This window comes from Kineococcus haloalkalitolerans (assembly GCF_050871905.1).
Taxonomy (GTDB): domain Bacteria; phylum Actinomycetota; class Actinomycetes; order Actinomycetales; family Kineococcaceae; genus Kineococcus.
Genome location: NZ_JBJLSH010000015.1, coordinates 21,056 through 33,604, shown reverse-complemented (window position 1 = coordinate 33,604; position 12,549 = coordinate 21,056). Strand labels below are relative to the sequence as shown.

Here is a 12,549-nt window from a genome sequence, read left to right as displayed (position 1 = left end):
GGCGCGCCCACAGCCCCGCCGCGGCTCACCGGCGCTCGTGGACGGTGCTGCGGACGGTGAGGGGCGAGGTGTCCGCGGCCGGGGCCGGGGCGGGCACGCGCGGCGCCGGCCCGGGCGCGGCGTCGGCGGTGTGCCCGGCGCGGGCGACCCGGTCGCGGCCGGCGCGCTTGGCGGCGTACAGGGCCTGGTCGGCGCGCGCGACGAGCTGGTGCGGGGCCGGCGGGTGCCCGGCGTCGCCGGGGACGCTGACGGCGAGGCCGACGCTGACGGTCGGGCGCAGCGCGTCGACGCCGTCGGCCGGGGCCAGCGGGGAGCGGGGCAGGCGCAGCGCGGCGACCCCGGCGCGGAAGCGCTCGGCCACGGCGTGCAGGGCGTCGGCGCGCAGCGGCCCGCCGTCGGGGTCGTGCTCGTCGTGGACGAGGACGACGGCCAGCTCGTCGCCGCCGTAGCGGGCCACGACGTCCCCGCGCCGGCACACCGCGCGCAGCTGGTCGGCGACGGCGCGCAGGACGGCGTCGCCGGCGGCGTGGCCGTCGACGTCGTTGACGCGCTTGAAGTGGTCGACGTCGGCCAGCAGGACGCCGCACGCGCGCCCGGCGGCCAGGTGCTCGGTGAGCACGGCGTCGAAGACGCGGCGGGTGGCCAGCCCCGTCAGGGCGTCGGTGCCCGCGTCGTGGCGCAGCCGGTTCACCAGGCGGTCGGTGCGGTCGCGGGCGCCGGTGAGCATCGCGGTGACGACGGCGAAGGTGGCCAGGTGCGCGGGCACGTCGCGGGCCACGGCCGCGGCCCCCTCCAGCACGGCGAGCAGGACGGCGTTCGCGACGACGGCCTGCGCGGTCATCAGCCAGGCCGCCGCGCGGCGCAGGTGGTAGGCGGCGTAGAGCGCCGGCCAGCCCAGGTAGACCTGCGCGCCGAAGGAGGTGTCCTGCGTGAAGACGTCCAGCAGGAGGACGAGCAGGCCCGCGCCGGAGGCGAGCAGGGCCGCCGCCCACCCGGGGCAGCGCTCGGGGCGGGCGACGGGCCAGGCGCTGGCCAGCGCCATCACCGCCGCCGCGCCGACGGTGGCGGCCCAGCCGCCGGGGCGCTGGCCGAGGACCTCGGGCGAGACGAGGCCGTTGACGACGCTGTAGAGGGCGCCGCACAGCGCGAGGAGCCCGACGACGCGGGTGGCGGCCACGGGTTCGCGCGGGGTCCACCAGCGCGGCCCGCCGCTGCGGCGCCGCGCCGGCAGCGGGGTCGACGGCTGCGAGGTCGACGGCTGGTCCACGTCCGTCCATCGGCAGCGGCGGTCCACGGCTGCAGGGCCGGACGGGCGGTTCGCGGGCACGGGCGCGCCTCGGCTATGGTTGTCCGCGGTGTCCGGACGGCCGGGCGCCGTCGCGTCGCCCGCCCGAGCGTTCGGGAGCCGGCGCGCACACCCCATCGGATCGACCCCAGGAGTTCCCCGTGGCTGCCACCTGCGACGTCTGCGCCAAGGGCCCTGGCTTCGGCAAGAGCGTCTCGCACTCGCACCGGCGGACCAACCGGATGTGGCTCCCGAACATCCAGCGGATCCGGGCGACCGTCAACGGGTCCCCCAAGCGCCTCAACGTGTGCACCTCCTGCCTGAAGGCAGGCAAGGTCACCCGCTGACCCCTTGACCGGCCGAGGGCCGTCCCCCACCCGGGGGGCGGCCCTCGTCGCGTCCGGGGCCGCTCACGCCGCCCGTCACCCGCGGGCGAAGTGGTCCCAGCCGGAGCCGGGCCCGTCCCAGCGCGAGCCGTCGACCGTGACGGCGGGCGCACCACCGCGCGGGGCCACGACCCGGCCGACGGCCCGGAAGCCGGCCGGCAGGACGACGCCGGGCGGGAAGCAGCCCAGCAGGGCGTGGTCCTCGCCCCCGGTGAGGACGAAGCCGTCGGCGGTGGCGGCGTCCACCCCGGTGGCGGCGGCGAGCGCCGCGGACCAGGCGCCCAGCGGGCCGCCGCGCAGGTCCAGGTCGAGGTCGGCGCCGCTGGCGGCGGCGGTGCGCCCGGCGTCGCGCAGCAGGCCGTCGCTGACGTCCATGAGGGCGCCGGCCCCGGCCGCCGCGGCGGCCGGGCCGGCCGCCACGGGCGGGACCGGGCGCCGGTGCGCGGTCACGAGGTCGGCCGCGGCGCCCCAGCCCGCGCCGTCCGGCCCCCCGGGCCCGTGCGCGCGCAGCAGGTGCCACCCGGCCGCCGAGCGCCCCAGCTCACCGGCCACGGCGACGACGTCCCCGGGGCGCGCCCCGGAGCGCAGCACGGGCGCGCGCCCGGCCAGGTCGCCGAGGGCGGTGACGGAGACGACGACCTCGGCGGCGCCGGACAGGTCGCCGCCGACGACGACGGCGCCCAGCGCCCGGCACGCCTGCGCGGCCCCGCGGGCGAAGTCCTCCACCCACGCCACCTCGACGTCCCCGGGCAGACCGAGCGCGACGACCAGCCCGGTGCAGCGCGCGCCCATCGCGGCGACGTCGGCGACGTTCTGCGCGACGGCCTTCCAGCCGACGTCCGCGCCGCTGGACCAGTCGCGGCGGAAGTCGCGGTGCTCGACGAGGACGTCGGTCGTCACGACCACGCGCCCGTCGGGGGCGGCGACGACGGCGGCGTCGTCGCCGGGGCCGACGAGGGCCTCGCGCGGCAGCAGCGGCACGACGCGGTCCAGCAGCCCCTGCTCGTCGAGGTCCCCGACGAGCAGCGGTCCGGCGGGTGTCACGATGCCTCCCGATGACGTCCCCGGCTCCCGGCGGCGGCGTGCCCGGGCGGGCGGACGCCGCGAGCGCCCCGCCCGCACCGGCCCGCCAGCGCCTGTGGGTCGCGCTGGTCGTGCTCGCCGTGGCGGCGGGCGCGCTGTGGGCCTACCGCAGCGGCACGTCGGGCGTGGAGGCCGCCCCGGCCGCGGGCGCCCCGGAGTGCGCGGCGCTGCTGGACGACCTGCCCGCGAGCCTGGGCGTCCTGGGCCGCGTCCCGCAGGGCGCCGCGGGCGTGGCGGTGTGGGAGGGTCCCGGTGGCCGCGAGGTCGTCCTGCGCTGCGGCGCGCAGGTGCTGGGCCCCACCACGAAGGAGTGCGTGCCCGTCGGGCCGGACCCGGAGTCCTCGGTGGACTGGGTCGTGGACGCCCGCAGCGACCGGGCGGTGCGCTTCCTGACCTACGGGCGCGAGCCGGCCGTGGAGGTCACGGTCCGCTTCGGCGACGCGGGGGCCGCCGGGGCGAGCGGCGCCACGGCGCAGCTGGTGGACCTGGCCGGGCCGGTGGCCGCGATCCGGCAGACCCGCACCTGCCTGTGAGCGCACCGCTCAGCGCAGCCCGGCGGGCCGGTGCAGGGCCTGCTGCAGCAGGCGGTCCACCAGCTCCTCGTAGGAGACGCCGGAGGCGGCCCACAGCTGCGGGAACATCGACGTGGGCGTGAACCCGGGCATCGTGTTGATCTCGTTGACGACGACCCGGGCGGCGCCGTCGCCCCCCTCGCCCGGGACCGGGTCGACGTCGACGAACAGGTCGACGCGGGCCAGGCCCTCGGCGCCCATCGCGGCGAACACCTCGACGGCGGTGCGCCGCACGGCGTCGGTGACGTCGGCGGGCAGGTCGGCCGGGCAGCTGATCCGCACCGCGGCGGCGTCGAGGTACTTGGCCTCGAAGTCGTAGAAGGCGCGCCCGTCGACGACCTCGACCTCGCCGGGCAGGCTGGCCGTGAGGGTCCCGTCGGGCGCCTGCAGGACGCCGACCTCGACCTCGCGGCCGCTCACGCGCGCCTCGACGAGGAACTTCGGGTCGTGCTCGAGGGCGGCGTCGACGGCGGCGTCCAGCTGCCCGGGCTCGTCGACCCGGGTGATGCCGATGCTGGAGCCGGCGCGGGCGGGCTTGACGAAGACGGGCAGGCCGAGGGCGGCGACCTCCGCGCGGCAGGCCTCGCGGTCGGCCTCCCAGCGCCGCGCGGTGCCCCACCACCACGGGCCCACGGGCAGGCCCGCGCCGGCGAGCATCGTCTTCATGGCCTGCTTGTCCATCCCGGCGGCCGAGGCGAGCACGCCGGAGCCGACGTAGCGGGTGCCGGACATCTCCAGCAGGCCCTGCAGGGTGCCGTCCTCGCCGTAGGGGCCGTGCAGGAGGGGGAAGACGACGTCCACCCCCAGGTCCGCGGCCACGGCGGGGACGTCGAGCCGGTGCAGGGCGCGCGCGTCGACGTCCTGCGCCAGGGCGACGCGCTCCCCGGCGGCGGGCACCTCGGGCAGCTTGCCGTCGACGATGCGCAGGCGCTCGGGGTCGTCGTCGACGAGGACCCACTGCCCGCTGCGCGTGATGCCGATGGGCACGACGTCGTAGCGGGTGCGGTCGACGGCGGCGAGCACGCTCGCGGCCGTCACGCAGCTGATGGCGTGCTCGGAGGAGCGGCCGCCGAAGAGGACGGCGACGCGGGGCTTCGCGCTCGGGCCGGAGGGAGTCATCGCGGGGACCCTACCGGCGGTGTGGTTGTCTCCTGCCGTGCCACGACAGGACCCCCAGGACCAGCGCGACCCCCAGGACCAGCGCGACACCCCCGGGCCGCGCCCGCTGTCCCCCGCCACCGTCGCGGTGGTCGCCGGCCGCCCGCCGCGCGCCCACGACGCCGAGCTCAACGTCCCCGTGTCGCTGTCGGCGACGTACGTGGGCGGCGGCTCCCTGGTCACCGGCGCCACCGCCGGTCCCCAGGGCGCGACGATGGGCTACGGCCGCTTCGGCAACCCGACGTGGTCGGCGCTGGAGGAGGCGCTGGGCGCCCTGGAGGGCGGCGAGGCGCTGACGTTCGCCTCCGGGATGGCGGCCGTGGCCGCCGCGCTGCACCTGCTGCCGGCGACCGGCACCGTGCTCGTGCCGCACGGCGCCTACAACGGCACGCACTCGCTGACGGCGCTGCTGGCCGAGCAGGGCCGCGTCGCCGTGCGGCACGTCGACATCACCGACGTGGAGGGCGTGCGGGCGGTGCTCGCGGAGGTCGAGGGCCCGGTCGCGCTGTGGCTGGAGTCGCCGACGAACCCGCTGCTGGAGGTCGCCGACATCGCGGCGCTGGCCGCGGCCGGGCGCGAGCGCGGCGCGGTCGTCGTGGTGGACAACACCTTCGCCACGCCGCTGCTGCAGCGGCCCCTGGAGCTGGGCGCCGACGTCGTCGTGCACGCGGTGACGAAGTTCCTCTCGGGCCACTCCGACGTGGTGATGGGTGCCGTGGTGGTGCCGGAGGGCTCGGCGCACCGCGACGCGCTGCTGCGGCACCGCACGCTGCACGGGGCGGTCCCCGGGCCGCTGGAGGCGTTCCTGGCGCTGCGCGGGCTGCGCACGCTGCCGCTGCGGCTGGAGCGCTCGCAGGCGAGCGCCGCGGAGCTGGCCCGCCGGCTGCGCGAGCACCCGGCGGTGACGCGGGTGCGCCACCCCTCGCTGCCGGAGGACCCCGGGCACGCGCTGGCGGCCCGCCAGATGGGCGGCTTCGGCGCGATCGTCTCGATCGAGGTGGCCGGGGGCGCCGCCGCGGCGGACGCCGTGGTGGACGCGGTGCGGCTGTGGGTGCCGGCCACGAGCCTGGGCGGGGTGGAGTCGCTGGTGGAGCGCCGCCGCCGGCACGCCGGGGAGCCGGGCGTGGTGCCCGAGGACCTGCTGCGCCTGTCGGTGGGCGTGGAGGACCTCGAGGACCTGTGGGCGGACCTGGCGCAGGCGCTGGACCGGGTGGCGCCGCGCGCCTGAGGACGGGCCGGGCGGACCCGGCCGCTCAGGCGAGCGGCCAGGGCCCGTCGAGGGTGCGGGCGCGCGCCAGCAGCCGCCCGGCGGTCTGGGCGGGGGTGCTCTCGGCCCGCAGCACGGCGACGACCTCGCGGGTCAGCGGCAGGTCGACGCCGGCGCGCTCGGCGCGGCGCAGGACGGCCGGGGCGCTGGCCACGCCCTCGGCGGTGCCGCCCGCGGCGGCCAGGGCGGTCTGGAGGTCGGCGCCGCGGCCCAGGGCGGTGCCCACGCGGTGGTTGCGCGACAGCGGCGAGCCGCAGGTGGCGACGAGGTCGCCGACGCCGGCGAGACCGGCGAAGGTGGCCTCGCGGGCACCGAGGGCGACGCCGAGGCGGGTGGTCTCGGCCAGGCCGCGGGTGAGGATGGCGGCGCGGGCGTTGGCGCCGTGCCCGGCGCCCTCGGTGACGCCGACGGCCAGGGCGACGACGTTCTTCAGGGCCCCGGCGACGTCGACGCCGGTGACGTCGGTGGACAGGTACGGGCGGAAGGCGGGGGCGGCGCAGGCGTCGGCGACGGCGGCGGCGACCCGCTCGTCGCGGCAGGCGACGACGGCGGCGGCGGGGTCGCGGCGGGCGATCTCGGCGGCGAGGTTGGGCCCGGAGACGGCCACGACGCGCTCGGGGCCGGCGCCGGTGGCGTCGCGCACGACCTCGGTGCCGAACAGGCCGGTGCTGGTCTCGACGCCCTTGGCCAGGGAGACCAGCGGCACGGGCGGCAGCAGGTCGCGCCAGGCGGCGAGGTGCTCACGCAGGCGCTGCAGGGGCAGGGCGAGGACGACGAGGTCGGCGCCGTCCAGGGCGCGAGCGACGTCGGCGGTGGCGTCGACGCGGCCGGGCAGCTCCACGTCACCGAGGTAGGCGCTGTTGCGGTGGCGCTCGCGCACCTCGTCGGCCACCTCGGCGCGCCGGGCCCACAGGACGACGTCGCGGCCGGCGTCGGCCAGGACGAGGGCGAACGCGCTGCCCCACGACCCGGCACCCAGGACCGCGACACGCGCGTGGGAGGGGCGGGGGTGGCGGGGAACAGCGGGCACGGCTGCCACGCTAGGACCAGGAGCGGGCCGGCCCGGCACCGGTGCACGGCGCCGGGGCGGGCGGGCAGCACGTCATCACGTTCGGTGACTGGCCCGACACGCCGATCGGGGTCCTGGAGATATCTCAGATGTGAGATACGGTGGCGGGCATGGCAGTCTCCACCGAGCCCGTGAGCGACCACCTGTCCGAGGTCGGCGCCCTCATCCGGGACGCCCGCCGCCACCGCGGACTGACCCAGACCCAGCTGGCCGAGCGCCTGAGCACCAGCCAGAGCGCCGTGCACCGCATGGAGTCCGGTCAGCAGAACGTCTCCATCGAGATGCTCCAGCGCATCGGCCACGCCCTGCAGGACGACATCGTCTCCCTCGGCCGGCCCGGCCCCACGCACCTGCGCGTGCACGGCGGGTGCCAGCTGTCGGGCAGCATCGCCGTGAAGTCGAGCAAGAACGCCGGCGTGGCCCTGCTGTGCGCCGCGCTGCTGAACCGCGGCCGCACGACGCTGCGCGGCGTCGCCCGCATCCTGGAGATCCACCGCATCCTCGACGTCCTCGCCAGCATCGGCGTGCGCTACGAGTGGGTCGACGAGTCCGACCTCGTCCTGGACGTCCCCGAGGCCCTCGACCTGGACGCCATGGACGGCGAGACCGCGCGCCGCACCCGCAGCATCATCATGATGCTCGGGCCCCTGCTGCACCGCCACGACACCTTCCAGCTGCCCTACGCCGGCGGCTGCGACCTGGGCACCCGCACCGTCGAGCCGCACATGGTGGCGCTGCGCCCGTTCGGGCTGAGCATCACCGCCACGACGGGCAACTACCACGCCGTCGTCGACCGCTCCGTCGCCCCGCGCCGCCCGGTCGTGCTGACCGAGCGCGGCGACACCGTGACCGAGAACGCCCTCATGGCCGCGGCCCGCCGCGACGGCGTGACGACCATCCGCAACGCCAGCCCGAACTACATGGTCCAGGACCTGTGCTTCTTCCTGGAGAAGCTCGGCGTGCGCATCGACGGCATCGGCACGACGACCCTCGTCGTGCACGGGGTGCCCGACATCGCCGTGGACGTGGACTACTCCCCCTCCGAGGACCCGGTCGAGGCGATGAGCCTGCTGACCGCGGCGATCGTCACCCACTCCGAGCTGACGGTGACGCGCGCGCCCATCGAGTTCCTCGAGATCGAGCTGGCGATCCTGGAGGAGATGGGGCTGCGCTACGAGCTGTCCCCGGAGTACCCGGCCGCCAACGGCCGCACGCGCCTGGTCGACATCACGGTGCACCCCTCGGCGCTCAAGGCGCCGATCGACAAGGTCCACCCCATGCCGTTCCCCGGCCTGAACATCGACAACCTGCCGTTCTTCGCGGTCATCGCCGCGAGCGCGGAGGGCGCCACCACGGTGCACGACTGGGTGTACGACAACCGGGCCATCTACCTGACGGAGCTGAACCGGCTCGGGGCCAACGTGAAGCTGCTCGACCCGCACCGGGTCCTCGTCGAGGGCCCCACGCGCTGGTCGGGCGCGGAGGTCCTGTGCCCGCCGGCGCTGCGACCGGCGGTCGTGCTGCTGCTGGCGATGCTCGCCGCCAAGGGCACCTCGGTGCTGCGCAACGTCGACATCATCGCCCGCGGGTACGAGCAGCTCGCCGAGCGCCTGGTGCCGCTGGGCGCGCAGATCGAGACGTTCCGCGACGCCTGAGCGGTCCCACCGACGACGACGCCCCCCGGCCGGGAACGGCCGGGGGGCGTCGTCGTGGGGCGGGGCCCCTCAGGCCTTCTTGGCGGCCCGCTTGGCCGGGGCGCGGCCGGTGGTCTGCTTGGCGGCGGTCTTCGCGGTGCCCGTCGCCGTCTTCGCGGCCGTCGTCTTCGCCGCAGTCGTCTTGGCGGCCGTCGTCTTCGCGGCGGTCGTCTTGGCGGGCGCGGTCTTGGCGGCCGTCGTCCTCGCGGCGGTGGTCTTCGCGGCGGCGCCCGTCGCGCTCGTGCGGGTGGCCGGGCGGGAGGCGGCCGTGCGGGCGGTCGGGCGGGTGGACGTGGCGGTGCTCGTGCGGCCCGTGGCCGCCCGCGCGGCGGGAGCGGCCTTCTGCGCCGCGGCGCCGGCGGCCGGGCGGGAGGCGGCGCCGGTGGCGACGCCCTTCTCCTTCAGCGAGGCCGTCCAGGCGCGCAGCGCCTTGGTGTCGGCGACGACCTCCTTGAAGGCGGTGCCGGGGCGGAACCGCGGCACGGAGGTCTTCTTGATCTTGACGGCCTCGCCGGTGCGCGGGTTGCGGCCCGTGCGGGCGTTTCGCGCCTGCTTCTCGAAGGTGCCGAAGCCGCTGATGGCGACCTTCTCGCCCTTGGCGACGGCCAGGGTGATGGTGTCCACGAGCGCCTCCACGGCCGCGGTGGCCTGCTTGCGACCCCCGAGCCGCTCCTCCAGCGCGTCGACCAGTTCCGACTTGTTCACGGGTGCTCCTCCTCAGCGAGTGCCCCGCAGCGCCCGCGCCGTGCGGCGGGGCGGGCAGCGGTGCGTCCGGCAGGTTGTCCCGCAGGCCGTCCGGACGGGTGCTGCGAGGCCGAGCAGGAGCCCGACGCGGGCAACGGTACGACCGCCGATCACCGCCGTCCACCAGGGACACGGCGCGCGAGCGGCCCAGTCCGCTTGCGCTGCAACCGGTGACGGCCAGCGAGCGGGCACCGGGCGGGGCTCCGGCCGGTCCGCGCGGAGCCTGCCCGGGCCGCCGGCGAGCCCGTTGCCCCCCAACGACTGCCCACCGCCAGCGCCACGGACCTGTTGCACCGCAACGCTTCCGGAAGCACGAGCGCCCCGGTGCCCGCCGTCGGGCGGGGACCGGGGCGCGGGGGCCGGGCCGCTGCGGGGGCGGGCCTCAGCAGGCGGTGCGGGCCGGCAGCGTGCGCGGCTTCCACGACGGGCGGGCGGCCTCGAACTCCTCGACGGCGTCGGCGTGGCGCAGCGTCAGGCTGATGTCGTCCAGGCCCTCCAGCAGGCGCCAGCGCACGTAGTCGTCGACCTCGAAGGGCGCGGTGAAGTCGTCCACCTGGACCGTGCGCTCGAGGAGGTCGACCGTCACCTCGGTGCCCGGACGCGCCTCCAGCGCCTTCCAGATGAGCTCGACGTCCTCCTGGGAGACGACCCCGGTCAGCAGCCCCTGCTTGCCGGAGTTGCCGCGGAAGATGTCCGCGAAGCGGGGGGCCAGGACGACGCGGAACCCGTAGTCGCGCAGCGCCCAGACGGCGTGCTCGCGCGAGCTGCCGGTGCCGAAGTCGCGGCCGGCCACCAGCACCGATCCCGAGCGGTAGGCGTCCTGGTTGAGGACGAACGACGGGTCGCCGCGCCAGGCGGCGAACAGCGCGTCCTCGAAGCCGGTCTTGGTGACCCGCTTGAGGTAGACGGCCGGGATGATCTGGTCGGTGTCGACGTCGGTGCGCCGCAGCGGGACCCCGACGCCGCGGTGGACGGTGAACTTCTCCACGGTGTGCTCCTCCTCGTGCGGGCGCTCAGGCGACGGGCCGGGGGGCGCCGGCCGCAGCGGCGGCCGGCGGTTCCAGGTCGGCGGGCGAGGACAGGGTGCCGCGCACGGCGGTGGCGGCGGCCACGAGCGGGCTGACGAGGTGGGTGCGCCCGCCCTTGCCCTGCCGGCCCTCGAAGTTGCGGTTGGAGGTGGAGGCGCAGCGCTCGCCGGGGGCGAGCTGGTCGGGGTTCATCCCCAGGCACATGGAGCACCCGGCGTGGCGCCAGTCGGCGCCGAACTCCTTGAAGACCACGTCGATGCCCTCGGCCTCGGCCTGCAGCCGCACGCGGGCCGAGCCGGGCACGACCATGACGCGCACGCCCTCGGCCTTGGTGCGCCCGCGCAGGACGTCGGCGGCCGCGCGCAGGTCCTCGATGCGGCTGTTGGTGCACGAGCCGATGAAGACGGTGTCCACGGCGATGTCGCGCATCGGGGTGCCGCCCTCGAGCCCCATGTACTCCAGCGCCCGCTCGACCGACTGGCGCGCGCCGTCGTCGCCGATGCGCCGCGGGTCCGGCACGGACCCGGACAGCGGGACGCCCTGGCCGGGGTTGGTGCCCCACGTGACGAACGGCTCGATCTCCTCGCCCTCCAGGACGACCTCGGCGTCGAAGACCGCGTCGTCGTCGGTGCGCAGCGTGCGCCAGTGCGCCACGGCGGCGTCCCAGTCGGCGCCGGTGGGTGCGTGCGGGCGGTCCTTGACGTAGGCGAAGGTCGTCTCGTCGGGGGCGACCATGCCGGCGCGGGCGCCGGCCTCGATCGACATGTTGCAGATCGTCATGCGCCCCTCCATCGACAGGGCCTCGATCGCCTCGCCGCGGTACTCCAGGACGTAGCCCTGCCCGCCGCCGGTGCCGATGCGGGCGATGACGGCGAGGATGACGTCCTTGGCCGTGGTGCCCGGCTTCAGCCGCCCGTTCACCGTGATCGCCATCGTCCGGAACGGCTTGAGGGGCAGGGTCTGGGTGGCCAGGACGTGCTCGACCTCGCTGGTGCCGATGCCCATGGCCAGCGAGCCGAACGCGCCGTGGGTGGAGGTGTGGGAGTCCCCGCACACGACGGTCATGCCGGGCTGGGTGAGCCCGAGCTGCGGGCCGACGACGTGGACGATGCCCTGCTCGGCGTCGCCCAGGGAGTGCAGGCGGACGCCGAACTCGGCGCAGTTGCGGCGCAGCGTCTCGATCTGGGTGCGCGAGGTCCTGTCCGCGATGGGCAGGTCGATGCCCACCGTGGGGGTGTTGTGGTCCTCGGTGGCGATGGTGAGGTCGGGCCGGCGCACGGGGCGCCCGGCCAGCCGCAGCCCGTCGAAGGCCTGCGGGCTGGTGACCTCGTGCACGAGGTGGAGGTCGATGTAGAGCAGGTCCGGCTCCCCGTCCGCCCCGCGGCGGACGACGTGCTCGTCCCACACCTTCTCGGCCAGTGTGCGTCCCATCGGTCCCCTCCGGTCCTCCCGCCCGCCGGGCGGTCCTTGCGTCTCACGTCCTGAGACGTCAGTATCGGTCCGTGGACAAGAGTAGCGGAGTCGGCGTGCTGGACAAGGCCGTGCGCGTCCTCGGGGCGCTGGAGGCGGGACCGGCCTCCCTGGCCCAGCTCGTCACCGCCACCGGGCTGGCGCGCCCCACCGCCCACCGCCTGGCCGTGGCGCTGGAGCACCACCGCCTCGTCGGGCGCGACCTGCAGGGCCGCTTCGTCCTCGGCGCCCGGCACGCCGAGCTGGCGGCCGCCGCGGGCGAGGACCGCCTGGTCGCCGTCGCCGGGCCGCTGCTGAGCGGACTGCGCGACGCCACGGGCGAGAGCGCCCAGCTGTACCGCCGGCACGGCGACCACCGCGTGTGCATCGCGGCCGCCGACCGCCTGCACGGCTTGCGCGACACCGTCCCCGTGGGCGCCTCGATGACGATGGCCGCCGGCTCGGCCGCCCAGGTCCTGCTCGCCTGGGACGACCCGGAGCGGCTGTCGGTGGAGCTCCTGGGCGCCCGCTTCGACGCAGCGGCCCTGTCCGGGGTGCGCCGGCGCGGGTGGGCGCACTCCAGCGGCGAGCGCGAGCCGGGGCTCGCCTCCGTCAGCGCCCCCGTGCGCGGGCCGTCGGGACGCGTGGTCGCGGCCGTGTCGGTCTCCGGGCCCGCCGAGCGCTTCGGGCGCCACCCGGGGCGTCGGCACGCCGACGCCGTGGTGAGCACCGCGGAGGCCTTCTCGGCCGCCCTGCGACCCGCAGCGGGTTGAGGGTCGCCGGGGACGACGAAGGCCCCCGGTCGGTGACCGGG

The 12,549-nt window shown here is 77.0% G+C and carries 12 protein-coding genes; 5 read left to right on the top strand and 7 right to left on the bottom strand.

The genetic code is table 11. The features are described 5' to 3' along the window. Positions 1–25: 25 nt before the first annotated feature. On the bottom strand, positions 26–1,267 hold the full coding sequence (locus ACRYMY_RS08010; protein WP_432546736.1) for a GGDEF domain-containing protein: 1,242 nt from the start codon (positions 1,265–1,267) through the stop codon (positions 26–28). A 179-nt stretch (positions 1,268–1,446) separates the two neighbouring features. Between ACRYMY_RS08010 and rpmB the strand changes: the two genes are divergently transcribed. Further along, complete coding sequence (gene rpmB / locus ACRYMY_RS08005; RefSeq protein WP_012084282.1) at positions 1,447–1,632, top strand: 50S ribosomal protein L28; 186 nt, start codon at positions 1,447–1,449, stop codon at positions 1,630–1,632. 75 nt (positions 1,633–1,707) lie between these two features. Here rpmB and ACRYMY_RS08000 read toward each other — a convergent pair whose 3' ends face one another. After that, on the bottom strand, positions 1,708–2,718 hold the full coding sequence (locus ACRYMY_RS08000) for a thiamine-phosphate kinase (protein ID WP_432546773.1): 1,011 nt from the start codon (positions 2,716–2,718) through the stop codon (positions 1,708–1,710). A gap of 8 nt (positions 2,719–2,726) precedes the next feature. Here ACRYMY_RS08000 and ACRYMY_RS07995 point away from each other — a divergent pair, with 8 nt between their 5' ends. Next, positions 2,727–3,287 (top strand): DUF3515 family protein, encoded by a 561-nt coding sequence (locus tag ACRYMY_RS07995; RefSeq protein WP_432546735.1) that lies wholly within the window; start codon positions 2,727–2,729, stop codon positions 3,285–3,287. A 9-nt stretch (positions 3,288–3,296) separates the two neighbouring features. Here ACRYMY_RS07995 and ACRYMY_RS07990 read toward each other — a convergent pair whose 3' ends face one another. After that, complete coding sequence (locus ACRYMY_RS07990) at positions 3,297–4,445, bottom strand: D-alanine--D-alanine ligase family protein (RefSeq protein WP_432546734.1); 1,149 nt, start codon at positions 4,443–4,445, stop codon at positions 3,297–3,299. A 37-nt stretch (positions 4,446–4,482) separates the two neighbouring features. Here ACRYMY_RS07990 and ACRYMY_RS07985 point away from each other — a divergent pair, with 37 nt between their 5' ends. Continuing rightward, entirely contained in the window at positions 4,483–5,712 is a 1,230-nt protein-coding gene (locus ACRYMY_RS07985) for a trans-sulfuration enzyme family protein (RefSeq protein WP_432546733.1), read from the top strand. A 25-nt stretch (positions 5,713–5,737) separates the two neighbouring features. Here ACRYMY_RS07985 and ACRYMY_RS07980 read toward each other — a convergent pair whose 3' ends face one another. Next, on the bottom strand, positions 5,738–6,781 hold the full coding sequence (locus ACRYMY_RS07980) for an NAD(P)H-dependent glycerol-3-phosphate dehydrogenase (RefSeq protein WP_432546732.1): 1,044 nt from the start codon (positions 6,779–6,781) through the stop codon (positions 5,738–5,740). Positions 6,782–6,930: 149 nt separating this feature from the next. Between ACRYMY_RS07980 and ACRYMY_RS07975 the strand changes: the two genes are divergently transcribed. Beyond that, complete coding sequence (locus ACRYMY_RS07975) at positions 6,931–8,475, top strand: helix-turn-helix domain-containing protein (protein ID WP_432546731.1); 1,545 nt, start codon at positions 6,931–6,933, stop codon at positions 8,473–8,475. Positions 8,476–8,544: 69 nt separating this feature from the next. Here ACRYMY_RS07975 and ACRYMY_RS07970 read toward each other — a convergent pair whose 3' ends face one another. The 3 genes from ACRYMY_RS07970 to leuC form a co-directional block, all read right to left on the bottom strand. After that, positions 8,545–9,219, bottom strand: a complete 675-nt coding sequence (locus ACRYMY_RS07970) for an HU family DNA-binding protein (protein WP_432546730.1) — start codon at positions 9,217–9,219, stop codon at positions 8,545–8,547. A 421-nt stretch (positions 9,220–9,640) separates the two neighbouring features. Next, the gene (leuD, locus tag ACRYMY_RS07965) at positions 9,641–10,246 is read right to left on the bottom strand and encodes a 3-isopropylmalate dehydratase small subunit (RefSeq protein ID WP_432546729.1); all 606 of its coding nucleotides are present in this window, start codon (positions 10,244–10,246) and stop codon (positions 9,641–9,643) included. A 25-nt stretch (positions 10,247–10,271) separates the two neighbouring features. Further along, positions 10,272–11,717, bottom strand: a complete 1,446-nt coding sequence (gene leuC / locus ACRYMY_RS07960; protein ID WP_432546728.1) for a 3-isopropylmalate dehydratase large subunit — start codon at positions 11,715–11,717, stop codon at positions 10,272–10,274. Positions 11,718–11,788: 71 nt separating this feature from the next. Between leuC and ACRYMY_RS07955 the strand changes: the two genes are divergently transcribed. Beyond that, positions 11,789–12,508 (top strand): IclR family transcriptional regulator, encoded by a 720-nt coding sequence (locus ACRYMY_RS07955; RefSeq protein WP_432546727.1) that lies wholly within the window; start codon positions 11,789–11,791, stop codon positions 12,506–12,508. The last annotated feature ends 41 nt before the right edge of the window (positions 12,509–12,549 follow it).